Origin of the sequence: Microbispora siamensis (genome assembly GCF_016863095.1) — a bacterium.
GTDB lineage: Bacteria > Actinomycetota > Actinomycetes > Streptosporangiales > Streptosporangiaceae > Microbispora > Microbispora siamensis.
In genome coordinates this window covers 1-23,471 of sequence record NZ_BOOF01000062.1, presented here as the reverse complement: position 1 = coordinate 23,471, position 23,471 = coordinate 1, and the positions used below count along the sequence as shown (strand labels likewise).

General features: G+C 71.5%; 22 protein-coding genes. 15 read left to right on the top strand and 7 right to left on the bottom strand.

All coding sequences use genetic code 11. The annotated features are described in order from the left end of the window. Window positions 1-44 precede the first annotated feature (44 nt). The 5 genes from Msi02_RS38320 to dapB all read left to right on the top strand — a co-directional run bounded on the left by Msi02_RS38320 (window position 45) and on the right by dapB (window position 6,223). Entirely contained in the window at window positions 45-989 is a 945-nt protein-coding gene (locus Msi02_RS38320; RefSeq protein ID WP_204052668.1) for a bifunctional riboflavin kinase/FAD synthetase, read from the top strand. A 193-nt stretch (window positions 990-1,182) separates the two neighbouring features. Further along, window positions 1,183-1,452, top strand: coding sequence for a 30S ribosomal protein S15 (gene rpsO / locus Msi02_RS38315; RefSeq protein WP_204052667.1), 270 nt, complete (start codon window positions 1,183-1,185; stop codon window positions 1,450-1,452). Window positions 1,453-1,766: 314 nt separating this feature from the next. After that, window positions 1,767-4,088, top strand: a complete 2,322-nt coding sequence (locus tag Msi02_RS38310) for a polyribonucleotide nucleotidyltransferase (RefSeq protein ID WP_204052666.1) — start codon at window positions 1,767-1,769, stop codon at window positions 4,086-4,088. After that, window positions 4,085-5,395: a M16 family metallopeptidase gene (locus tag Msi02_RS38305; protein WP_079315760.1), complete on the top strand. Its 1,311-nt coding sequence runs from the start codon at window positions 4,085-4,087 to the stop codon at window positions 5,393-5,395. The genes Msi02_RS38310 and Msi02_RS38305 overlap by 4 nt, the downstream gene beginning before the upstream one ends. Before the next feature lie 87 nt (window positions 5,396-5,482). Continuing rightward, window positions 5,483-6,223, top strand: a complete 741-nt coding sequence (gene dapB / locus Msi02_RS38300) for a 4-hydroxy-tetrahydrodipicolinate reductase (RefSeq protein WP_079315759.1) — start codon at window positions 5,483-5,485, stop codon at window positions 6,221-6,223. A 17-nt stretch (window positions 6,224-6,240) separates the two neighbouring features. On the opposite strand, the gene Msi02_RS38295 is transcribed toward dapB, so the two are convergent. After that, entirely contained in the window at window positions 6,241-6,699 is a 459-nt protein-coding gene (locus Msi02_RS38295) for a GNAT family N-acetyltransferase (RefSeq protein ID WP_204052665.1), read from the bottom strand. 143 nt (window positions 6,700-6,842) lie between these two features. Here Msi02_RS38295 and Msi02_RS38290 point away from each other — a divergent pair, with 143 nt between their 5' ends. From Msi02_RS38290 to Msi02_RS38280, 3 genes are all read left to right on the top strand, one after another. Beyond that, window positions 6,843-7,622, top strand: coding sequence for an SDR family NAD(P)-dependent oxidoreductase (locus tag Msi02_RS38290; protein WP_204052664.1), 780 nt, complete (start codon window positions 6,843-6,845; stop codon window positions 7,620-7,622). A 67-nt stretch (window positions 7,623-7,689) separates the two neighbouring features. Further along, window positions 7,690-10,590 (top strand): ATP-binding protein, encoded by a 2,901-nt coding sequence (locus Msi02_RS38285; protein WP_204052663.1) that lies wholly within the window; start codon window positions 7,690-7,692, stop codon window positions 10,588-10,590. A gap of 35 nt (window positions 10,591-10,625) precedes the next feature. Next, complete coding sequence (locus Msi02_RS38280) at window positions 10,626-11,852, top strand: FAD-dependent monooxygenase (protein WP_204052662.1); 1,227 nt, start codon at window positions 10,626-10,628, stop codon at window positions 11,850-11,852. Window positions 11,853-11,864: 12 nt separating this feature from the next. Here Msi02_RS38280 and Msi02_RS38275 read toward each other — a convergent pair whose 3' ends face one another. The 5 genes from Msi02_RS38275 to Msi02_RS38255 form a co-directional block, all read right to left on the bottom strand. Beyond that, entirely contained in the window at window positions 11,865-12,737 is an 873-nt protein-coding gene (locus Msi02_RS38275) for a 1,4-dihydroxy-2-naphthoate polyprenyltransferase (RefSeq protein ID WP_079315756.1), read from the bottom strand. 163 nt (window positions 12,738-12,900) lie between these two features. Beyond that, window positions 12,901-13,503 (bottom strand): GNAT family N-acetyltransferase, encoded by a 603-nt coding sequence (locus Msi02_RS38270; RefSeq protein ID WP_030510708.1) that lies wholly within the window; start codon window positions 13,501-13,503, stop codon window positions 12,901-12,903. Between the two features lie 38 nt (window positions 13,504-13,541). Beyond that, on the bottom strand, window positions 13,542-14,087 hold the full coding sequence (locus Msi02_RS38265) for a CGNR zinc finger domain-containing protein (protein WP_204052661.1): 546 nt from the start codon (window positions 14,085-14,087) through the stop codon (window positions 13,542-13,544). A 44-nt stretch (window positions 14,088-14,131) separates the two neighbouring features. After that, window positions 14,132-14,944 carry a hypothetical protein gene (locus tag Msi02_RS38260; protein WP_204052660.1) on the bottom strand — a complete coding sequence of 271 codons (813 nt, stop codon included), beginning with the start codon at window positions 14,942-14,944 and terminating at the stop codon, window positions 14,132-14,134. A 66-nt stretch (window positions 14,945-15,010) separates the two neighbouring features. Beyond that, a complete protein-coding gene (locus Msi02_RS38255; RefSeq protein WP_204052659.1) occupies window positions 15,011-16,426 on the bottom strand; it encodes an aminotransferase-like domain-containing protein in 1,416 nt (471 codons plus the stop codon). Here Msi02_RS38255 and Msi02_RS38250 point away from each other — a divergent pair. After that, window positions 16,425-17,378 carry a DMT family transporter gene (locus tag Msi02_RS38250; protein WP_204052658.1) on the top strand — a complete coding sequence of 318 codons (954 nt, stop codon included), beginning with the start codon at window positions 16,425-16,427 and terminating at the stop codon, window positions 17,376-17,378. The two genes, Msi02_RS38255 and Msi02_RS38250, sit on opposite strands and share 2 nt — an antisense overlap. 81 nt (window positions 17,379-17,459) lie before the next feature. After that, the gene (locus tag Msi02_RS38245; protein ID WP_079315752.1) at window positions 17,460-18,482 is read left to right on the top strand and encodes a hypothetical protein; all 1,023 of its coding nucleotides are present in this window, start codon (window positions 17,460-17,462) and stop codon (window positions 18,480-18,482) included. A 15-nt stretch (window positions 18,483-18,497) separates the two neighbouring features. Here the strand turns inward: Msi02_RS38245 and Msi02_RS38240 are convergent, their stop codons facing one another. Next, window positions 18,498-19,397, bottom strand: a complete 900-nt coding sequence (locus Msi02_RS38240) for a LysR family transcriptional regulator (protein ID WP_204052657.1) — start codon at window positions 19,395-19,397, stop codon at window positions 18,498-18,500. 103 nt (window positions 19,398-19,500) lie between these two features. Between Msi02_RS38240 and Msi02_RS38235 the strand changes: the two genes are divergently transcribed. The 5 genes from Msi02_RS38235 to Msi02_RS44690 all read left to right on the top strand — a co-directional run bounded on the left by Msi02_RS38235 (window position 19,501) and on the right by Msi02_RS44690 (window position 23,404). Continuing rightward, a complete protein-coding gene (locus Msi02_RS38235; protein WP_204052656.1) occupies window positions 19,501-20,367 on the top strand; it encodes a 4-hydroxy-tetrahydrodipicolinate synthase family protein in 867 nt (288 codons plus the stop codon). Between the two features lie 68 nt (window positions 20,368-20,435). Further along, window positions 20,436-20,921, top strand: a complete 486-nt coding sequence (locus Msi02_RS38230) for a MarR family winged helix-turn-helix transcriptional regulator (RefSeq protein WP_204052655.1) — start codon at window positions 20,436-20,438, stop codon at window positions 20,919-20,921. Window positions 20,922-20,997: 76 nt separating this feature from the next. Next, window positions 20,998-22,431 carry an MFS transporter gene (locus Msi02_RS38225; RefSeq protein ID WP_204052654.1) on the top strand — a complete coding sequence of 478 codons (1,434 nt, stop codon included), beginning with the start codon at window positions 20,998-21,000 and terminating at the stop codon, window positions 22,429-22,431. A gap of 205 nt (window positions 22,432-22,636) precedes the next feature. Continuing rightward, window positions 22,637-22,921 carry a hypothetical protein gene (locus Msi02_RS38220; RefSeq protein ID WP_204052653.1) on the top strand — a complete coding sequence of 95 codons (285 nt, stop codon included), beginning with the start codon at window positions 22,637-22,639 and terminating at the stop codon, window positions 22,919-22,921. Window positions 22,922-23,038: 117 nt separating this feature from the next. Beyond that, window positions 23,039-23,404 carry a ClpX C4-type zinc finger protein gene (locus tag Msi02_RS44690; RefSeq protein ID WP_204052652.1) on the top strand — a complete coding sequence of 122 codons (366 nt, stop codon included), beginning with the start codon at window positions 23,039-23,041 and terminating at the stop codon, window positions 23,402-23,404. Window positions 23,405-23,471: the final 67 nt, after the last annotated feature.

Below are 23,471 nucleotides of genomic sequence, written 5' to 3'. Positions count from 1 at the left end.
CCTTACCCGAAGGCACGGCAATCGGACACAGAAGCGAGGTCGAGGTGCAGAGCTGGCACGGGCTGGACGAGGTCCCGCAGGACTGGGGCAGGTCCGTCGTCACGATCGGCGTGTTCGACGGCGTGCATCTCGGTCACCAGCGGATGGTGGCCCGGGCGGTGGAGATGGCCCGCGATCTGGGGCTGCCCGCCGTGGCGGTCACCTTCGACCCGCACCCCGACGAGGTCGTACGGCCGGGCAGCCACCCGCCGCGGCTGACCACCACCGACCGCCGGGCCGAGTTGCTCTCCGCGCTGGGCGTGGACGCGGTGTGCGTGCTGCCGTTCACGCTGGAGTTCTCCCGGATGTCGCCGGACGAGTTCGTCCAGACGGCTCTGGTCGACCGGCTGCACGCGGCGGGGGTCGTGGTGGGGGAGAACTTCCGCTTCGGCCACAAGGCGTCGGGCGACCTGGAGACCCTGCGGACACTGGGGGAGAAGTACGACTTCCAGGCCGAGGGCGTGCCCCTGGTCAGCGACGGCGACGCCATCTCCTCCACGGTGATCCGGGAGCGGCTGGCCGTGGGTGACGTCGCGGGCGCGGCCGTCTTGCTGGGCCGTCCCCACCGGGTGGAGGGCGTGGTGGTCCGCGGCCACCAGCGCGGCCGGGCGCTCGGCTTCCCCACCGCCAACGTCGAGTCGCCGCAGCACACCGCCATCCCCGCCGAGGGCGTCTACGCGGGATGGCTGCAGTGCACCCAGAGCCCCTCGCCGTACGAGGGGGAGCGGTGGCCGGCCGCGATCTCGATCGGGACCAACCCCACGTTCGACGGGGTGGAGCGCACGGTCGAGGCGTACGCGCTGGACCGCGACGACCTAGACCTGTACGGCGCGCACGTGGCCGTGGACTTCGGCGCGCGGCTGCGCGACACGCTCAGGTTCGACTCGATCGAGGCGCTGATCGAGCAGATGCACGACGACGTGGCCAGGGCCCGCGAGTTCACCTCCTGAACCTGCCGCTTCCGAACCTTCTGCGTGGCGCGTCGTGACAGGGTGTGTCCGACGAGCTGGTAGGGTTGTATGTCAGCCATGCTCAGGTGGCGTAAAGCCACCCCGGCTGTCCTGTCACGGCGACTGTAGGCACGCACGGTCGTTCGCGGGCTCGGAACCGTTGCGCGTGCCATTTCACCAGAATGGAGAAGCAGTGTCGCTTGACGCCGCTACCACCAAGGCCATCATCGGCGAGTACGGCACCAGCGAGGGTGACACCGGGTCGCCGGAGGTCCAGATCGCGCTTCTGAGCAAGCGGATCAGCGACCTCACCGAGCACCTGAAGACCCACAAGCACGACCACCACAGCCGCCGTGGTCTGCTCCTGCTGGTGGGCCGCCGGCGCCGGCTGCTGAAGTACCTGCAGGCCAAGGACATCACCCGCTACCGCTCCCTCATTGAGCGGCTGGGCCTTCGCCGATAAGGTGAGGAAGGAGCGGCGATTCTTCGCCGCTCCTTTTCCATAACCGGCCACAATGGAACCGGTCCAACGGGCTGAGCGAAACAATCGAACAGCCGAGACAACTGAATAGCCGAGACACAGTGCCCCGCGTCCGCAAGCAAGCCGCAGCGCGATCCCGCGGCGTGAGAGGGCCGGTCCTCGGTAGTGGCCCCCGGTCGGCACGGCGACAGCCGTGTGGACGGACCGGGCGCTTCGATCGAAGACCGGCACTGCACCTGAACGGGGAGCCCGGCGACCGAGGACGTGGGGAGACCGACCCGAAGAGGAGGTCCCCCGTGGAGGGTGTCCACAGCACAGAGGCCGTTATCGACAACGGTCCCTTCGGCACGCGCACGATCAGGTTCGAGACCGGGCGGCTGGCCCGGCAGGCGGCGGGCAGCGCCGTCGCGTACCTGGACAACGAGACGATGATCCTGTCCGCGACCACCGCGTCCAAGCATCCCAAGGAGAACCTGGACTTCTTCCCGCTGACGGTCGACGTCGAGGAGCGGATGTACGCGGCCGGCCGCATCCCCGGCTCGTTCTTCCGCCGGGAGGGCAGGCCGTCCGAGGACGCGATCCTCACCTGCCGCCTCATCGACCGGCCGCTGCGCCCGTCGTTCGTGAAGGGCCTGCGCAACGAGATCCAGATCGTCGCGACGGTCATGGCCCTGCACCCCGAGCACCTGTACGACGTGATCGCGATCAACGCCGCGAGCATGTCCACGCAGCTCGCCGGGCTGCCGTTCTCCGGGCCGATCGGCGGCGTGCGCGTCGCGCTGATCGACGGCCAGTGGGTGGCGTTCCCGACCCACACCGAGCTGGAGCGCGCCACGTTCGACATGGTCGTCGCCGGGCGTGTCCTGGCCGACGGCGACGTCGCGATCATGATGGTCGAGGCCGAGTCGACCCGTGACACGCTCAAGCTGGTCGCCGAGGGCGCGGTCGCTCCGACCGAGGAGGCCGTGGCCCAGGGCCTGGAGGCCGCCAAGCCGTTCATCAAGGTGCTCTGCGAGGCCCAGTCGAAGCTGGCCGAGGTCGCCGCCAAGCCGACCGCCGAGTATCCGATCTTCCTCGACTACCAGGACGACGCCCTGGAGGCCGTGACCGCCGCCGTCAAGAGCGAGCTCGCCTCGGCGCTGACGATCGCGGGCAAGCAGGAGCGCGAGCTGGAGATCGAGCGCGTCAAGATGCTGGCGGCGGAGAAGCTGCTGCCCGACTTCGAGGGCCGCGAGAAGGAGATCGGGGCCGCGTTCCGGTCGCTCACCAAGAAGCTGATGCGCGAGCGCGTCATCAACGAGGGCGTCCGCATCGACGGCCGTGGGCCGAAGGACATCCGGCAGCTCAACGCCGAGGTCCACGTGGTGCCGCGGGTGCACGGGTCGGCCCTGTTCGAGCGGGGTGAGACGCAGATCCTCGGCGTCACGACGCTGAACATGCTGCGCATGGAGCAGATGATCGACACGCTCAATCCCGAGCGGACCAAGCGCTACATGCACAACTACAACTTCCCGCCGTACTCCACGGGCGAGACGGGCCGCGTCGGCTCGCCGAAGCGCCGCGAGATCGGCCACGGCGCGCTGGCCGAGCGGGCGCTGATCCCCGTGCTGCCGTCGCGCGAGGAGTTCCCGTACGCCATCCGCCAGGTGTCGGAGGCGATCGGGTCGAACGGCTCGACCTCCATGGGGTCGGTCTGCGCCTCCACGATGGCCCTGCTCGACGCGGGCGTCCCGCTCAAGGAGATGGTCGCCGGCATCGCGATGGGCCTCATCGGCGAGGGCGACACCTACGTCACGCTGACCGACATCCTCGGCGCCGAGGACGCCATGGGCGACATGGACTTCAAGGTCGCCGGCACCAAGGACCTGATCACCGCGCTCCAGCTCGACACCAAGCTGGACGGCATCCCGGCCCACGTGCTCGCCGCCGCGCTGAAGCAGGCGAGGGGCGCCAGGCTGGCGATCCTCGACGTGATGCAGGAGGCCATCGACAGCCCGGCGGAGATGAACCCGACCGCGCCGCGCATCATCACGATCAAGGTCCCGGTCGATAAGATCGGCGAGGTCATCGGCCCCAAGGGCAAGATGATCAACCAGATCCAGGACGACACGGGCGCCGAGATCACCATCGAGGACGACGGCACGATCTACATCGGCGCCACCGACGGCCCGTCCGCCGAGGCCGCGCGTACGCTGATCAACGGCATCGCGAACCCGCACATGCCGGAGGTCGGCGAGCGTTACCTGGGCACGGTCGTCAAGATCGCCGCCTTCGGCGCGTTCGTCTCGCTGCTGCCGGGCAAGGACGGCCTGCTGCACGTCTCGCAGATCCGCAAGCTGCACGGCGGCCGCCGGATCGAGAACGTCGAGGACGTCATGAACGTCGGCGAGAAGATCCAGGTGGAGATCGCCGAGATCGACTCGCGTGGCAAGCTCTCGCTGGTCCCGGTCGAGGTGGTCGAGAAGGAGGCCGCCGAGAAGGCCGCCGCGGCCGAGAACGGCGAGGCCGAGCCCGCGCCGGCGGAGGCCGCCGCCGCGCCGGCGGAGGAGGAGCAGCCGCGGACTCCGCGCCGTAGCCGCAGCCGCACCCGTGGCGGCCGGGACGAGCGCAACTCGTGACGACCGAGACACTGTTCCCGGGCAAGGACGGTGCGGGGGTCATCCGCCGCACCGTCCTTCCCGGCGGCCTGCGGGTCGTGACCGAGACGATGCCGACCGTGCGCAGTGTGGCGGTCGGCCTGTGGGTGGGCATCGGGTCGCGTGACGAGGCCCCCGAGCACATGGGGGCCACGCACTTCCTGGAGCACCTGCTCTTCAAGGGCACGCCCACGCGCGACGCCATGGAGATCTCGGCGTCCATCGAGGGCATCGGCGGTGAGATCAACGCGTTCACCGCCAAGGAGTACACCTGCTACTACGCCCGGGTGCTCGACGAGGACCTGCCGCTGGCGATCGACGTGCTCGCCGACGTGGTCACCTCCTCGCTGATCACCGAGGAGGACGTGGAGTCGGAGCGCGGCGTGATCCTTGAGGAGATCGCCATGCACGACGACGATCCCTCCGACGTGGTGCACGAGCAGTTCTCCGCCGAGCTGTACGGCGACACGCCGATCGGCCGCCCGATCCTCGGCAACGAGGAGTCGATCAACGCGCTCACCCGTGACCGCATCCGCGAGTACTACCAGCGGTTCTACGTGCCGCCCCGCACGGTCGTGTCCGTGGCGGGCAACGTGGACCACGAGCGGGTGGTCGCGCTGGTCGCGGCGGCGTACGAGCGGGCGGGCGCGCTGGGCGGCTCCGCCGCGCCCGCGCCCCCGCGCATCGGCGGCCCCGGTGTGGACGTCCGGACCGGCGTCCGGGTGCTCGACCGGCCCACCGAGCAGGCCAACCTGGTCCTCGGCATGACCGCCTTCCACCGCAACGACGACCGGCGTTTCGCCCTCGGCGTCCTGAACGCCGCGCTCGGCGGCGGCATGTCGTCGCGCCTGTTCCAGGAGATCCGGGAGAAGCGCGGCCTGGCCTACAGCGCCTACAGCTACACCTCGCAGTACGCCGACACCGGCCAGTTCGGCATCTACGTGGGCTGCCTGCCCTCGAAGGTGGACGACGTGCTGAAGATCTGCCGTGACGAGGTCGCCAGGGTCGTGGCCGAGGGCATCACCCCCGAGGAGATCGCCCGCGGCAAGGGCCAGATGCGCGGCGGGCTGGTGCTCGGCCTGGAGGACACCGGGTCGCGCATGTCCAGGATCGGCAAGAGCGAGCTCGTGTACGAGCGGCTCATGACGGTCGACGAGGTGCTCGGGCGCATCGAGGCGGTCACCCCCGAGGAGATCGCCGCGGTCGCCGAGGACATCCTCAACCGGCCGCTGACGCTCGCGGTGATCGGGCCCTACTCCGACAAGGACTTCGGCTCCGCCATCGCCTGACCGTGCCGTTGGAGGCCGCGCCGGTGCCCTTCCGGGCCGGCGCGGCCTCGTCGTTCCACGGGCGCGGGCACGTATAGCCTTGGGCGCGTGATTAAGGTCGGTGTTCTGGGCGCCCGCGGGCGCGTGGGTGTGGAAGTGTGCAAGGCCGTCGCGGCGGCCGATGACCTGGAGCTCGTGGCGGAGGTCGACAAGGGCGACCCGCTCGACGCGCTGACCGGCGCCGAGGTGGTGGTGGACTTCACCCACCCCGACGTCGTCATGGGCAACCTCGAATGGTGTGTCTCCCGCGGCATCCACACCGTCGTGGGCACGACCGGTTTCGACGCCGGACGGCTGGAGACCCTGCGGGGCTGGCTGGCCGCCAACCCCGGCACGAACTCGCTCATCGCCCCCAACTTCGGCATCGCGGCCGTGCTGATGATGCACTTCGCCGCCAAGGCGGCCAAGCACTTCGAGTCGGTCGAGATCGTCGAACTGCACCACCCGCACAAGGCCGACGCCCCCTCCGGCACCGCCCGCCGTACGGCGGAACTGGTGGCACGGGCGCGGCGCGAGGCGGGGCTCGGCCCCTCTCCCGACGCGACCACCACCGCGCTCGACGGCGCCAGGGGCGCGGACGTCGACGGCGTCCACGTGCACGCCGTACGGCTCGCCGGGCTGATCGCCCACCAGGAGGTCATCCTGGGCGGCGAGGGGGAGACCCTCACGATCCGGCACGACACGATGAACCGGGCGTCGTTCACGCCGGGCGTCCTGCTGGGCGTACGCCGCGTGCAGGGGCTCGACGGCCTCACCGTGGGCCTGGAGCGCCTTCTCGACCTGCAGTAGTCACGCCGCGTTTCCGATCATCGAGGCGGCGGGGTGTAGCGCATCCTGATCTTGATGTCGCCGTCGCCATGACGCGCCACGTCCTCCAGGCCGAGTCGCCGGTAGAGGGCGTGAGCGCGGTGGTTGACCGTCAGAACGTCCAGGAGCAGGTCCTGACCTCGTCGGCGGGCCTCGTCCAGCAGTGCGGTGATGAGGTGGGTGCCGATCCCGCGCCCCTGATAGGCGGGGTCGATCTCGATGCGGCCGAGGTAGATCTCGGTGGGCCGGTAGTCGACGCTGAGCATGCCGGCGTCGACGCCGTCGACAGTGACGATCCGCGTGTTGCCGGGGTCGAACACGCGCGCATGATGACCCCGCTGGTCCTGCTCGTCCCAGCCCCAGATCGCCGCGACGTACTCGCCCAGGGCTGCCTTGTGCAGCCGGAAACAGAACTCGCTGTCGGCCTGAGTCGCCGGGCGCAACCCTATGACGGTCATACGACCTCCTTACCGGACCGGCGGGGGCGCTGCGAGCGATGCCGGGCCGGTGAGCCGACGGTGAGGGAACGGTGAGCGGTCGTCGCCAGTGTTGAGCCGGTGCCGGATCCACCGGGGACCGGCCTCGGAGAGGGAACACGACGATGGGCGAGCTGAGCGGCAAGACGGCGCTGGTGACGGGTGGATCGCGGGGGATCGGGCGTGCGGTCGCGTTGCGGCTGGCCGGTGAGGGGGCTCTGGTCTGCGTCCACTACGGCGGTAACGAGGACGCGGCCGAGGAGAGCGTGGCGCGGATCCGGGACACGGGTGGCCGGGCGTTCGCCGTACGGGCCCGGTTCGGCGAGGACGGCGCGGTGGACAGGCTGTTCGAGGGGCTGACCGCCGGGCTGGCGGAACACGGCGCGAACGGTCTGGACATCCTGGTCAACAACGCGGGCGTCGCGTCCGTCAGCCCTGTCGGGCAGGTCACCGAGGAGGAGTTCGGCAGGCTGCTGTCGATCAACGTGAGCACGCCGTTCTTCGTGATCCAGCGGGCACTGCCGCTGCTGAACGACGGCGGCCGGATCATCAACATGGGCTCGACGGCCAGCCGGTTCGCCGTCACCACACAGATCGGCTACACCATCAGCAAGGCGGCGCTGGAGTCCATGGCCCCGTCGCTGGCCAACGAGCTGGGCAGGCGCGGCATCACCGTGAACACGGTCGCGCCCGGCGCGGTCCGGACCGACATGACCGCCGGCTACACCTCGATTCCCGAGGTGGTGGCGGGGCTGGAGGCGATGGTCGCGCTGGGGCGGCTCGGCGAGCCGGAGGACGTCGCGGACGTGGTGGGATTCCTGGCGGGTCCACGCGGCCGGTGGGTGACCGGGCAGACCGTCGACGTGTCGGGCGGGACCTACCTGGGGCCCATCGTGCCCGCGTGATCGCCGCTGTGATCACCTCTGTGAGCGTCGGCGGGCCACCGGGGGACATCGCGGGATAATCGCGGGTATGCGGTTCGGAATCCTCGGCGAGACCCGGGCGTGGCGCGACGACGGGACCGAGGTTCCGCTGGGCGGACCGGCGCGGCGTGCGCTGCTGGCGCTGCTGCTGATCCGCCCCGGTCAGGTCGTGCCGTCCGACCGGTTGACCGAGGAGATCGATCCTGACGGCGTGCTGTCGGCGCACGCGCTGCAGTCGCAGGTGTCCCGGCTGCGCGCCGCGCTGGGGCCGACGGCCGCGATCGAGCGGAGCGGACCGGGATACCGGATCGTGGTCGCGGACGACGACGTGGACGCCTGCCGGTTCGAGCGGCTGGCCGGGCAGGGCCGTACGGCGTTGCGCGACGGTGAGACCGAACGAGCGGTGACGCTGCTGCGCGAGGCGCTGGACCTGTGGCGCGGGCCCGCGCTGGCCGAGCTCGCCGAGAGCGAGACGGCCCGGGCCGCCGCGACGCGGCTGGAGGAACTGCGGCTGGCGGCGATGGAAGACCGGATCGAGGGCGAACTGCGGCTCGGCGAGCACCGCGCCATGGTTCCGGAGCTGCGCGAGCTGGTCGGCCGCCATCCGCTCAGGGAACGGCCGGCCGGGTTGCTGATGCGCGCGTTGTCCGCGGAGGGCGGGCAGGCCGAGGCGCTGGTCGTGTTCGAGGAGACCAGGCGGCACCTGGCGGAGGAACTGGGCGCCGATCCTTCGGCCGAGCTGGTCGCGCTGCACCGGGAGTTGCTGAGCGCCGATTCTTCGCCGTCGCCGTCCGCGCCGCCCGCCCAGCTGACCTCCTTCGTCGGCCGCGACGAGGAGGTGGCCGAGGTCGCCGGCCTGCTTCGGGTGGCCCGGCTGGTCACGTTGCTCGGTCCCGGGGGCGTCGGAAAGACCCGGCTGTCGGTCGAGGTGGCGGTCGAGTCGGCAGGGGCGGTGGCCGACGAAGTGTGCTTCGTGGAGCTGGCCGCGCTGGGCGACGGGGCAGGGCTGGCACCGGCGCTGCTCGGCGCGCTCGGCCTGCGCGAGCGCGGGCTGCAGGTGGGGGACGGCCCGCAGACGCCGGTCGACCGCCTGATCGCGGCGCTGTCCCACCGGGTGCTCCTGCTCGTGCTGGACAACTGCGAGCACCTGATCGAGGAAACGGCCGCGCTGGCGGCGCGGCTGCTGGCGGCCTGCCCGCGGCTGCGGGTCCTGGCCACCAGCCGCGAACCGCTGGGTGTCATCGGCGAACACCTCCACCAGGTGCGTCCGCTCGACGGCGACGCGGCGGTGCGGCTGTTCACCGACCGCGCCCGCGCGGTGCGGCGCGGCTTCGCCGCCGACCCTCGGCGCGTACGGCGAATCTGCGCGGCCCTGGACGACCTGCCGCTGGCCATCGAACTCGCGGCGGCGCGGCTGCGCGCGCTGGACCTCGGCGAACTCGAGGGACGGCTGAACGACCGGCTCGGGGTCGGGGCCCGCGGCAGCCGCCCGGCCGACGGCCGGCACCGGACGCTGCGCTCGGTGGTCGCGTGGAGCTGGGACCTGCTCACCGAACCGGAGCGACGAGCCGCACGGCGGTTCACCGTCTTCGCCGGGAGCGCGACGGCGGAGTCGGCGCGGCGGGTGTGCGGCACGGACGCCGAGACGCTGGAATCGCTGGTCGACAAGTCGCTCCTGGAGGTCTCCCACGGCCGTTACCGGATGCTGGAGACGATTCGCGCCTACGGCGCCGAGCGGCTCGACGAAGCGGGCGAGAACGACTCCGCACGGCGCGCCCACGCCCGGCACGTCCTGGAACTGGTGCGCACCGCCGATCCGCATCTGCGGCGAGCCGGGCAACTGGAATGGTTGCCGATCGTCGTCGCCGAGCACGAGAACCTGCTGGCCGCCGTGCGCTGGGCGGTCGAGGCTCAGGATGCCGCGACGGCCCTGGAACTGCTCGCCTCGGCCTCGACCTACCTGTGGATCCGGGGCGCGTCGGCCGCGGCCGCGCCGTACGCGATCAGGCTGCTCGACGCGATCGGCGACCAGCCCCCTCCCGGCCTCGGCGAGGAGTACGCGACAACCGTGCTGCTCGCCTCGTCCGACCGCGAGACGTGGCGACGCCACCGGGCGACGGCGGGGAGGGCACTGGCCGCCGCCTGGCCCGGCGACCGGGCGGGCCGTCACCCTGCGGCCCTGCTGCTGTGGATGCTGCGAAGCGCCGGCGAAAGCGACCCACAGGCCGCGTTCACGCTCCTGACGGCCCAGCACGACTGTCCCGAGCCGTGGGCGCGCGCCGTCGCCCGATACGTGTCGGGCTTCGGCACCCTGGGTGTGAGGGGCGTCGAAGCGGCGGCGCGGGACTTCGGCACGGCCGCCGAGGAGTTCCGCGTCCTGGGCGACCGATGGGGCACCGCACTGGCCCTGGACATGCTCGCCGGGCTCGCGGGCGGACGCGGCGACCACGCCCGGGCGATCGCGCTGACCGATGAGGCCCTCACCCTGACCGGCCGACTCGGCGCTCAGGAGGACGCCGCCGACCTGCTGGTCAACCGGGCCGACTACCTCGCCGCCGCCGGCGACGCGGAGGCGGCCCGTGCCGACTATGCGAAAGCCGCCGATCTGGCCCGCCGCGCCGGCAGCACCACCTGCCTGGGGGCGGCTCTGCGCGGGCTCGGCGACATCGCCCTGGGGGAGGACGACCTGGACGAGGCGGAACGCCTGTACGCCGAGGCCGCGCAACGGCTGGATCCGCACTGGATCAGAAGCCTCGGCAACCGGGTGCGCACGCTCGCCGGGCTGGGCCGGGTCGCCGAAGCGCGCGGCGACCAGGCCACTGCCCGGACACGCTACCGGGAGGCCGCCGAGGCCGCGGCGGCGGGCGGCTCGACCCCGGACGCGCTGCGCCTGCTGGGGCTTCCCGGTGCCCTGTCCGATGCCCTGGCAGAGGCGGTGAGCGGGCGGTGAGGCTCCGGTGAGCCCTCCCCGGCAGGCTCTCTGCCATGAACGACGCAACGAACAACGCAACGACCAACCGCAGCGTGCTGATCTCCGGCGCCTCCGTCGCCGGCCCCGTCCTCGCCTACTGGCTCCACCGCCACGGCTTCACCCCGACCATCGTGGAGCGCGCTCCCGCCCTGCGCGACGGCGGCTACGCCGTCGACTTCCGGGGTGAGGCGCACCTGTCGATCCTGCGCCGGATGGGCATCCTGGGCGACATCGAACGCGCCCGCACCGGCATGGGCTCCATGTCGTACGTCAACAGCGCCGGCAAGCCGCTGGCCACGCTGCCCGCCGACCTGTTCGCCGGAGACGTCGAGATCCTCCGCGGCGACCTGGCCCGCGTCCTCTACGACGCCACCAAGGAGCACACCGAGTATGTCTTCGGCGACTCCATCACCTCGCTCAGCGAGGACGCCGACGGGGTGACCGTCACCTTCGAGCGCGGCGCGCCGCGCAGGTTCGACCTGGTCGTCGGCGCCGACGGCCTGCATTCGACCACCCGTCGCCTGGCCTTCGGCCCTGAGGAGGACTACGTCAGGCACCTGGGCCTCTACTGCGCGATCTTCACCACCGCCAACCACCTCGGCCTCGACCACATCGGACACGCCTACCGCACGGCCAACAGGCTGGTGGCGATGTACAGCGCGCGTCACAACACCGAGGCGAAGGCCGTCTTCTACTTCGGCTCGCCGATCCTGGACCTGGACCGCCGTGACGTGGCCCGGCAGCAGGCCGTCCTCGCCGAGCAGTTCGCCGGCAACGGCTGGCAGAGCGATCGGCTGCTGCGGGACATGCGTTTGGCGCCGGACTTCTACTTCGACTCGGTCGGCCAGGTCCGCATGGACGCCTGGACCCGAGGGCGGGTGGCCCTGGTCGGCGACGCCGCCTACTGCCCGTCCTCCCTGTCCGGCATGGGGTCCGGCCTCGCCCTGGTCGGCGCGTACGTCCTGGCGGGCGAACTGGCCGCCGCGCACGGTGACCACCGTGTCGCGTTCGCGGCCTACGAGCGGGAGATGCGCGCGTACGCGGAGGGCTGCCAGAAGATGGGCGACGGCGTGGCCAAGCTCATGGTCCCCGGCAGCCGCTTCCTGGCCTCGGTCCTCAACCGCTACTACAAGGTCATGCCCTACCTGCCGGGGAAGAACATGGCCGCCAAGATCGCCCGGAAGACCGCCGAGAACATCACCCTCCGCGACTACCCGGTGAACAGTGTCCGCTCACGGTAGGACGGACGCCGGTCAGAACAGGGCCAGGCCGAGGGTGAACAGGGCGCCGAAGACGAGTTGCAGGCGACCGGTCTGCTGGAGCGTCGCGATCAGCGCGGGACCGGTCGCCCCCGAGCGGACCGTCCTGATCGGGGCCACCACGAGGGGGAGCGCCAGCACGGTCAGCGCGGCGAAGGGCCGCACCGGCACCAGGGCGAGCGCGAACACGAAGGGCAGCACCAGGGTCGCCGAGTAGGCCAGGCGCGTGCGGCTGTCACCCAGCACCACGGCGAGCGTGCGCTTGCCGGAGGGGCCGTCGGTCACGATGTCGCGGAGGTTGTTGACCATGAGCAGCGCGCAGGCCAGCAGCCCGACGGGCACGGCCGCGGCCAGCGAGAGCCAGGTCAGCCGCTCCACCTGGACGTACGTCGTCCCGGCGACGGCCACGAGGCCGAAGAACACGAAGACCGAGATCTCCCCGAGCGCGCGGTAGCCGTACGGGCGGGAGCCTCCGGTGTAGAACCAGGCGGCCAGGATCGACGCGAGGCCGACGAGCAGCAGCCACCAGGCGCGGGTGGCCACCACCAGGACGAGCCCGGCGACGGCGGCGGCGAGGAAGCACCCGAGGGCGGCCGCGAGCACCTGCTTCGGGGCCGCGACGCCCGAGCCGACCAGCCGCAGGGGCCCCACCCGGTCCTTGTCGGTGCCCTTCACGCCGTCGCTGTAGTCGTTGGCGTAGTTGACGCCGACCTGCAGCGCCAGCGCGACGAACAGCGCGAGCAGCGCTCGCCACCAGACCGCGCCGTCCTCCGCGACGGCGGCTCCGGTGCCGACGGCGACCGGGACGACGGCGGCGGGCAGCGTACGGGGGCGTGCGCCCGCTAACCATTGAGCTGGGGTGGCCACGAGACTCCCTTTTCCTACCTGTGCGTAGCCGGTGAAGGCGTACCTAGTTTGGCCAATCCCCCGTCTTCTCGTGACAGCGGGGTTGGCGGAGGCGACACCGCCGGGGGCGAAAGCCGTACGGACGGGCGGGAAGGGAGGCAGAGGATCGTGGTCCGGTGCGGACTCAGCTGATGTCGGTGGTGAGGCGGATCATCCTGATCGGGCGGCCCATGTCGAGGACGCGCTCGGCCTCGTCCTCGCCCCAGCCGGCCGACTCCAGGAAGCCGATCATCGGGTGGTTGTCGGCGAAGACCCAGGTGACGACCGTGTTGTAGCCGTCCTCGCGCAGGTGGTCGACGGTCGCGTTGAGCAGCCTGCTGCCGTGTCCGCGCCTGATGTGGTTGGGATCGACGAGCAACGTCATCAACTCGGCCGTCGTGGCCGGGTGAAGATCGGGGTCCTCGGCGGGTCCGTGCGACGCCAGCCCCACGACCCGGTCGGAGGCACGCTGCGCCGCGGTCGCCAGGATGCCGCCGGGGCCGAGCGCGGTGAACGCGTCGGTGTCGGGCACCACCCGCTCGACGGCGACGAGCAGACGGTGACGCGGCGTGGGCGGCGAGAGGATCGCCTCCTCCCACTGGCGGCGCCACATCTTCTCCGCCGCCGGCCCAGTCATCTGCTCCAACGGGATCGGTGGCAGGAAGTCGCGATAAACCGCCTTCCACGCCCGGATCTGGGTGCTGGTCACCGCGTCGACGTCCTCGAGGCGGGCAGCTCTAACACCCATTCGGCGGGCTCCTTTCTTAGCCTGTAACACCGTACTGGTCAGGAGGGCCTCGGCGTACCTTCCGCCTGGCGTCGTGCCCGGTATGCCCGGGTTTTTGTGCGGTTTCCGCAGACGCGCATGGAGCACCAGGAGCGAGACCGGTTTTTCGAGGAGTCGATGAACGCCCATTGACAGGTGCTCTCGGCGCAGACCTTCAGCCGTGACCAGGTGCCGTCGGCGTGGGCGGCCGGGATCAGCGCGGCGAGCCGCGCGAGCCCGCCCGCCACTCCGGACCCCACGGGATCGAGCGCCGGCGTCCCCGCCGAGAGCGTTACGCGGACCGGCAGTCCCGCCAGCGCCGCGTCCAGCCCCTCCGGAACCTCGTACGGACCCCCGTCGTGGTTGCCGCGCAGCGCGGCCCGCAGTCCTTCGCGCAGCTGGGTCGCCACCGCGAGGTCCTCGTCGGCGGCGCGGTCGTCGTCGCCGATCAGCCCGCGTTCGCGCAGCCAGACGGACAGCTCGGCCGGCGAGGCCAGCTCGTCGGCGTCTCCCTCGACGTCGTAGGTGTTCACGAAGTCGCGGAGCAGCTCCGCCGGGCCCGTCATGATCGATCACCCCTCGTGACCACTGTACGACAGTCGGAGGTGGCCTAGAGCCCGAGCCGCCGCACCGCGGTCCGCCAGTTCTTGGCGACAGCCTGCTGCGCCTTGGCGAGCGACACCTCGCCGTGGCACACGGCCCTCCACAGGGTGAGCTCGACCGCGTCCTTGTCGGCCGGGGTCTTCCCCTTGCCCGCGAGAACCGGCTGGGGCCACAGGTTCTTCACGCTCTTCGGCGACCCGCCCAGGGACAGCGGGATGAGGTGGTCCTCCTTGTAGTGCGACGGCTTCCTGTCCGCGTAGCCGTACTGGGCGATCTGCGTGACCCGCAGGGCGTTGGTGTAGCTCGCCGGAGGCGCCACCTTCCTGCTGTAGCCGGGCGCGCAGATCGTCGACTTGATCGTCTCCTGGGTGACGGCGGGGTTACGCGCCCCCGGCTGGCACTTCGGGTCCGGCAGCGGCAGGTAGCTCCGGGAGCACTTCGCCCCCGTCGGCTTCGAAGTCGCCGTGGGCTTGGGGGTCGGTGTGGGCTTCGAAGTCGGTGTCGGCTTGGGGGTCGGCTTGGCCGTCGGCTCCGGGGCCGAGCCGCCCGACGAGCCGGCCGGCTTCCACCGCCAGGAGGAGCCGTCCTGCACACACCGGTAGGAGTCGCCGTCCTCCGAGGTTCCGTTCCTGCCGTGGGCCGCCGCCGGGCAGAACGCGCCGGGAGTGACGCATTCCCAGTGATCCCCGACCTGGCGGTAACAGCCCGCCGAGGCGGAGGAGGCCCCGGCGGAGGCGGCCTCGGCGGCGAACGGGACGACGAGCAGGCCGGCTGACGCGAGCACGGCGCATAACGCGATCAGCAGTGAACGGATGCGCACAATGTCTCCTCTGTGAAGGGGGGATGAAGGGCGACAGAGAAAAGACGGTTCAACCGGGGCGAAGGTTCACTGCTGGGACTCATGTGGCTGATGGGACAGGACCGGGGCGAGGCGGCGGATGCCCTCTTCCAGCTCGGCCAGGCCGGTCGTGGCCGTGTGGGTCAGCCGCAGCCGTGGCCCCGGGGGCTCGGAGGGGTAGTAGATGCGCCCCGGGCTCACCAGCACGCCCCGCGCCTGGGCCGCCTCGGCCACCTCCGCCTCGTCGGCGCCGGGCGGCAGCCGTACCCAGACGTGCAGGCCGCCGGGAGGCGCCAGGTGCACCTCGGCGGCGGGCGCGTGGCGGGCGAGCCCCGCCAGCAGCGCGGCCTGCCGTACGCCGATCTCCTGGCGGACGGTGCCGAGGTGGCGCCGCCAGGCGGTGGAGCCGACGAACTCGACGGCCGTCTCCTGCAGGGGCCGGGCGACGAAGAACGACTCCACCACCTGGCAGGCCCGCAGCCGGTGGGCGGCCGGGCCCCGCGCGGTCAGGCCCGCCACCCGCAGGCTGGGTGAGGTGATCTTGCTCAGCGACAGGATGTGGACCACCGTGCCGTGGGCGTCCATGGCCACCATGGGCGGCGGGATGGGTCCTGTGGCCAGATATCGCGCGTAGTCGTCCTCGATCACGAACGCCCCCGCCGCCCGGGCCACGGCGAGCACCTGCTCCCTGCGCTCGCGGGTCAGCGTCGCCCCCGTGGGGTTGTGCAGGGTCGGCTGGCAGTAGAACACCCGCGCCCCCGTCATCGCGAACGCCTCCGCCAGCAGGTCGGGCAGTACGCCGTCCCGGTCGATCGGCACCGCGCTCGCCCGCAGTCCGGCCGCTCTGGCCGCCGCGAGCGCTCCCGGGTAGGTCGGGGTCTCGACGAGGATCGGCGAGCCGGGAGCCGCCAGCGCGCGGAACGCGAGGGTGAGCGCCGACTGCCCGCCGCTCACCACGAGCACGTCGTTCTGCGTCACCGCGCCGCCGACCTCCGTGGCGAACCACCGGCGCAGCTCCGGCAGACCGTTCAGCGGGGGCATGCTCCACGTCTCCGGCCGGCGTACGGCTCTCGCCGCCGCCGCGGCCAGCGCCTTCACCGGGCGCAGCTCGGGGTTGAGATAGCCGCCGGTGAGCGGCACGACGCCGTCGGGCGGCTGGGCCAGCAGGCTCGCCGTCGCCGAGTCGTCCACCACCCGGTCGCCCAGGGCCACGGTCTGCCACGACAGGTCGGGCGTCTCCGCGACCGGCCGCCGGGCCGGGGCCACGAACACGCCCGCGCCGGGACGGGTGACGACGCGCCCCTCCGCCGCGAGCTGCGCGATCGCCCGCGAGACCGTCACCGGGCCCACGCCGTGGCGGCGCATGATCTCCCTGCTGGACGGCAGGCGTTCGCCCGGCCGCGACCGTTCCGTCTCCTCCCGGAGTATCGCGGCGAGACGCGCGATACTGCTATCGTCGTGCATGAAAGCTGACGATAGCGCTATCGACATCCTCCCGATAGCGGACGCCCCCGCCGCGGATGCCCCTCGCCGCCTGGCGTGGCGGGGCAGCCTCCTGGCGGGCGCGGGTGTCCTGTCGTTCTCGGGGTCGTTTCCCGCGACCGTGTTCGCGATGCGGGGGTTCGATCCGTATCTGGTCGCGATCGGGCGCGCGGCGCTCGCGGCGCTCGCTGCGGTGATCTGCCTCAAGGCCGCAGGGGCGCCGCTCCTGCCGCCCCGCGCCCACCTGCGGTCGTACGCGATGATCGCGCTGGGCGTGGTCCTCGGCTTCCCGCTGTTCAGCGGCCTGGCCCTGGACGGCGGCGCGAGCACGGCCCACTCGGCCGTCGTCATCGGCCTGCTCCCGGCCGCCACGGCCGCGTTCGCCGTGCTGCGGGCGGGGGAGCGGCCGAGACCCCTGTTCTGGGTGGCCTGCGCGGCCGGCGCGCTGTCGATCACCATGTTCACGTTGACCCGGGGGACCGGCCGCTTCGCCGGGGCCGACGTGCTGCTCGTGCTCGCCCTGCTGTCGGCCGCCGTCGGCTACACCGAGGGCGGGCGCCTGGCCAGGGAGACGCCCGGCTGGCGGGTCATCTCGTACGCCCTGGTGCTCGCGGCCCCGCTCACCGTGCCCGTGACGGCGGTGCTGGCGGTCACCACGCCCATGGAGCCTTCGGCGGAGTCGGTGGCCGGGTTCGCGTACGTCGGGCTGGTGTCGATGTTCCTCGGCTTCATCCCGTGGTACGCCGGGCTCGCGATGGGCGGGATCGCCCGTGCCGGGCAGATCCAGCTCGCCCAGCCGCTGATCACGCTGGTGTGGGCCTGGCTGCTGCTGCACGAGGAGATCGGCGTCGCGACGATCACGGCGGCCCTGGCCGTGCTCGTGTGCGTGGCGGTCACGCAAGCCAGCCGCGGGCGGCGCGGTGTGGGCACTTGATTGGTGTGACGGCACGGCGCAGGATGAGGCTGACGGTGTTACAAGGTGAGGCGGGTCACACGCACGCGGGATGGTGAGGCGATGTCGGACGTCGTGGTTCCTGAGGGTGGCTTCTGGCCGGCTCCCGAGATCCCGCAGCCCAACATCTACCCGATGGAGTGGCGGGTGGAGACCGAGAAGCTCGCGGCGATCTACGAGAAGTCCAAGCGCATGGTCTGGAACCCCGCCGACCTGCCGTGGGACCTGCTCGACCCCGGGGACTTCACGGCCGAGCAGCGGCTGGGAATCATGTACTGGTTCTCCGTGCTGGCCAACTTCGACGCCTCGGGTCCGGCGGTCTTCGCCCGCGCCACAATCCAGGCGTTCGAGAAGCACGAGGAGGATCCCGTCCGCAAGTGCTTCTTCTCGATCACCCGTGACGAGATGAACCACGAGGAGTGCTGCCAGCGTACGATCGCGCGGCTGTGGCCGGGGGGCCCGCTCGACTGGCAGCCCTCCACCGACCTGGAGCGCGCGGCGCACAACAACATCGGCTGGCTCTACCACAACGGCGGGCGCTACTGGAACGGCTACAACGCGGCCGTGGGCAAGTACTCGCTCGCCGTGCTGTTCACGAGCTTCATGATGGGGGAGATGGCGGCCTCGACGCTGTTCCGGGGAATGGCCTCGGGCACCGAGCACCCCCTGTTCTCGGACATGTTCCACAAGATCGGACGGGACGAGTCGCGGCACCTCCAGATCTGCATGACGATCCTGGAGAACGAGTGGCCCGGCCTCACCGACGACGTACGCGGCCTGATCACGCGGCAGTTGCGCGCCGGGTTCGTGTTCCTGTCGATGATCCTCTGGGAGCCGCCCGAGGGGTTCTGGGAGCTTCCGCCGTACTTCCTGCACAACCATCGGGTGCTGATGGACCACGCGCGGGAGGGCGGCCTCGGCGTGCTCTCGTACGAGGAGCAGGCCGACAACTGGCGGCTGGCGATGGCCCGCGTACGCGCGATCGTCGAGCGGTGGGGGATCGAGTTCCCCGCGATCCCCGAACTCGACATCGACGGCGTGAACGTCGACGTCATCGACCCGGAGGACATCATCCCGGTCTTCTGAGTCCTATTCGACGTTCTATTCGACGGCAGAACGCAGGGCCGCGATCAGGGCGACGACGGCGGGGTGACCTCCGGCGCCCCGGCGGAAGGCGACGCGGGTGCGGCGGCGCATGGACAGCGCGGTCAGCGTGACGCCTCCGGGCGGGTCGGCGGCTCCCAGTTCCGGCACGAGCGCCACGCCCTGCCCGACGGCGACCATCGCGAGGACCGTGGCGAAGTCGTCGATGTGGTGGCGTACGCGAGGGGAGAAACCGGCCGCCTGGCAGGCGCGCACGGTCATCGCGTGGCAGAGCGTGCCCGGAGTGGAGACGATCCACGGCGCGTCGCGGCAGGCGAGGAGCGTGGCCGCGTCCCCCTCTCCGGTGACTGGGCGGATGGTGGCCAGGTACATGGGTTCGTCGAGGAGAGGGACGGCGTCCAGGGCGAGGTCGGGCTCGGCCGGGACGAAGTCGTACTCGTGGACCAGGGCCACGTCGAGCTCACCGGCGCGCAGGCGCGGCGCGACCTCGGCCGGGTCGACCTCGTCCACCATCGGATCCAGGCCCGGGTGACTGCGGGCGAGCGCCGCCAGGGCCGAGGGGAGGATGGCGCGGGTCGCCGTGGGAAAGGCGCCGATCCGCACGGTCCCGGCCAGGTTGGTTCCGGACAGGTCGGTCCTGGCCGCGGCGAGTTCCGCCGCCGCCTGCTCCAGCCGTTCGAGCACGGCCTCCGCGTGCCGCACCAGCGCCACCCCGGCGGGGGTGAGCACGACCCGGCGTCCGGTGCGCTCCAGCAGGGCGACCCCCGCTTCGCGTTCCAGCGCGGCGAGCTGCTGGGAGACGGCCGAGGGGGTGAACGTCAGCGCCTCGGCCACCGCGGCGATCGTGCCCCGGTAGGCGAGCTCACGAAGCAGGCGGAGCCTGCGTACGTCAAGCATCAGTGCAAAAGGGGTCTGCGGACATCGAGCATCAGTACAGCTTAACGGTTTCGACAGAAAGGCGAACTGGACCTACATGGTCGCTCGCCGGAAGGATCGCGGTATGACTCTTTCCGGCATCCATGTCCCGCTGATCACCCCGTTCGCCGAGGACGGCGAGATCGCGTTCGAGGCGCTCGAAGACCTGGCCCACGCCGTGCTCGACGACGGCGCGTCCGGGCTCGTCGCGCTCGGCACCACCGCGGAGGTCGCCACGCTGGCCGAGGAGGAACGGCGCGCGGTGATCGAGATCTGTGGCCGCGTCTGCCGCGAACGGGGCGCCACGCTCACCGTCGGCGCGGGATCGGCCGACACGCGGAGCACGGCCGAGGCGCTGCGCGCCCTCAAGGGGGAGGCGGACGCGGCGCTGGTGACGGTTCCGGCGTTCGTCCGCCCGTCCGAGGCCGGCGTGCTCGCCCACTTCACCGCGCTGGCCGAGCAGACCCCGGTGCCGCTGGTCGTCTACAACATCCCCTACCGGACCGGGCAGTCGGTGGGCGCGGCCACGCTGCGGCGGCTGGGCGAGCTGCCCATGGTGGCCGGGGTCAAGCACGCGGTCGGCGGCGTCGACCTCGACACGGTCGCCCTGCTCGCCGACCCACCGGCGGACTTCGCGGTGCTGGCCGGGGACGACCCGTTCCTGTCCGCACTGCTCGCCCTGGGCGCCTCCGGCGGCATCCTCGCCTCCGCACACCTGCGCACCGGCGAATTCGCCGAGCTCGTCCAGGCGTGGCGGGCCGGAGACGTCGAGCACGCCCGTGCCCTCGGTAACCGGCTGTCGCTCATGTCGGCGGCCATGTTCGCCGAACCCAACCCGACCGTCCTGAAGGGCGTCCTGCACGCGCGGGGCCGCATTCCCACCGCCGCCGTACGGCTCCCGCTCGTTCCGGCGAGTCAGGCGTCGATCGAGGCGGCCCTGCGGACACTGTGACTTCTGGCGGTCGCCGGCAAGGTCTTTTGAAGATAATCCGCAAGCGGACGAATTGATAGCCTGGGTGCATGACCGCCATGGCACCCTCGCGTGACGAGCCCGACCTGTCCTTCCTGCTCGACCACACCGGCCACGTGCTGCGAACGCAGATGGCGGCGGCCCTCGCCGAGATCGGCCTGACGGCCCGCATGCACTGCGTGCTCGTCCACGCCCTGGAGGAGGAGCGTACGCAGATCCAGCTCGCCGAGCTCGGCGACATGGACAAGACCACGATGGTGGTCACGATCGACGCGTTGGAGAAGGCCGGCCTCGCCGAGCGCCGGCCGTCCAGCACCGACCGGCGCGCCCGGATCGTCGCGGTCACGGAGAAGGGCGCGGAGGTCGCGAAACGGAGCCAGGAGATCGTCGACGGGGTCCATCGGGCCGCTCTCGGGTCGCTGCCGGAGGAGGAGGCGGAGGTGCTCGTGCGTGCGCTCAACCGGCTGGTCACGGGGCATCTGGCCACTCCGGTGGAGATGCCGCAGGCGGTGCGGAGGGCGCGTCAGCGAGGCTGATAGGTCCATAAGGGATCGTCTGTAACGGAACTATCTGCTACGGTCGTTCCTGTTCCTCATGAACAGGAGGCGACCCATGTCGCGTATATCCCGATCTCGTTGGCTCGTGCTGGGCGTGCTGTCCGCCACGATGCTGATGACGGTGCTCGACGGCAGCATCGTGACCGTGGCCATGCCCGCCATCCAGCGGGATCTCGGCTTCGCGCCCGCCGAGCTGAGCTGGACCGTCAACGCCTACCTCATCGCGTACGGCGGACTGCTCCTGCTGGCCGGCCGGCTGGGCGACCTGATCGGGCGCCGGGCCATGTTCCTGGCGGGCAACGCCGTCTTCGCCGCCGCGTCGCTGCTGGCCGGAGCCGCCGCCAGTCCGGGGATGCTGATCGGCGCCCGGTTCCTCCAGGGCGTCGGCAGCGCCATGGCCTCGGCGGTCGTGCTCGGCATCCTGGTGACGACCTTCACGGACGCGGGGGAGCGGGCGAAGGCGATCGGCGTCTTCAGCTTCACCGGCGCCGCCGGGGCGTCGCTGGGCCAGGTGCTCGGCGGGATCCTCACCGACGCGCTGGGCTGGAACTACATCTTCCTCATCAACGTGCCGATCGGCGTGGTCACGATCGCGCTGGCGGTCCGGGCGCTGCCCGCCGAGCGGGGACTCGGCCTGTCGGCGGGCGCGGACGCCTTGGGCGCCCTGCTGGTCACGGCCGGTCTCATGCTGGGCATCTACGCCGTGGTCCAGATCGAGCGGTACGGCCTGCGCTCCCTGTGGTTCGGCGCGGTGTCGCTCGTGCTGCTGGGTGCGTTCCTCGTCCGTCAGGCGACCGCCAGGACCCCGCTCATGCCGCTGCGGATCCTCCGCTCGCGCGCCGTCGCCGGGGCCAACCTGGTGCAGGTCCTGACCCTGGGCGCGATGTTCGCCTTCCAGGTCATGGTGGCGCTGTTCATGCAGCAGGTGCTCCGCTATGGCGCGCTCGACACCGGTCTGGCCATGCTCCCGGCGGCGCTGGCCATCGCCGGGGTGTCGCTGTTCGTGTCCCCGCGGCTGAGCACCCGCTTCGGCGCGCGTGCCGTGCTGCTGGGCGGCCTGGCGCTCCTGATCGGCGCGATGGCCTGGCTCACCCGCGTCCCGGTCGACGCCCGCTACGTGACCGACCTGCTCCCCGTGATGGTGCTCATCATGGGCGGCGGCCTGGTGCTCCCGGCGCTGACCACGCTCGGCATGTCCGACGCCCGCCCCGACGACGCGGGCCTGGTCTCGGGGTTCTTCAACACGACCCAGCAGGTCGGCATGGCCGCCGGCGTCGCGCTGCTGTCCACGCTGGCCGCCTCCCGTACGGAGGGGCTGCTGGCGGGCGGCGCGAGCGAGGCGGTCGCGCTGACCGGCGGCTACCGGCTGGCCTTCACGGTCTCCCTGGTCCTGCTGGTCAGCGCCCTCGTGGCCGCGTACGTCGTCCTGCGCCGGCCTCGGACGGGTGGTGTGGAGCAGGCGGCGGAGCTCCAGCCCGAGCGGGTCTGAGGGCCGCCGCGACCCAGGGTCCTGTGACTCCAACCAAACGGCCCCCGGCTGTCACCGGCCGGAGGCCGTGCGGCGTCCTCTCCCGTGCGACCAGTGTTCACGGAGGCAGTGATGCGCGTCCCCTCGCAGGCCATGCGCGCACCTTCGGTGCGGGTGACGAACCGCGCCCGCCTCCCGCACGGGCTCGCCCGGCCGGTGAGTGACGGTGACCGCGCCCCCGCGCGACCGGCTTCCGTACGGCGACGCGTTCGTCGCCGATCTGTCCCCCGACTACGGAGCCATGGTGGATTCCCAGACCTTCATCGTCCTCGCCGGAGCCTTCTTCGGCATCTGGCTCGTCTCCGACTACGTACGCAACTACCTGTCCAAATGCCCCAAGTGCAAGGGGAGCGGCACGCTCAAGGCCACCTGGTGGTCCGGGCGATACCGGCCCTGCCCGCGCTGCGGCCGTAAGGGAGAGGTCCCGCACGCCTTCGGCCCCAAGAGCTGAGCTATAGGGCGCGGGAAAGCCCGCTTTCCGGATGAGCCATTGTCAGGCTGCTCCTGACGGTCTAGTCTTGCCGTTGAGTGTCAAGGACAGCCTGACAAGACATCCCCTGGAGGCGACATGCCGGCTCCTTCTCTGGCGGAACAGGACATCCGCTGCTCGTTCTGCTCGAAGTCCAAGACCGAGGTGGCCAAGGTGATCGCCGGCCCCGGCGTCTACATCTGCAACGAGTGTGTCGGGCTCTGCGCCGAGATCCTGGCGGCGGAGTCCGTCGGGACTCCGGAGATCTCCTACACCGAGAGCATGACCGTCGAGCAGATCCTGGAGCTCCTTCCGCGCGTCGCCGAGGTGAGCGCGCAGGTCGAGGACAGCCTGCGGGTGTGGGTGCATCGGGCCCGCGACCGGGGCGCCACCTGGGCCAGGATCGGCGCCGCGCTCGGCATGACCCGCCAGTCCGCCTGGGAGAGGTTCTCCGGCGAGGAGTGAGCTCGCTAAAGATCCGTCCAAGGCCTGATCGGCTCTGCGAGCGACACTGAAATGTCGGGGGCGCGAA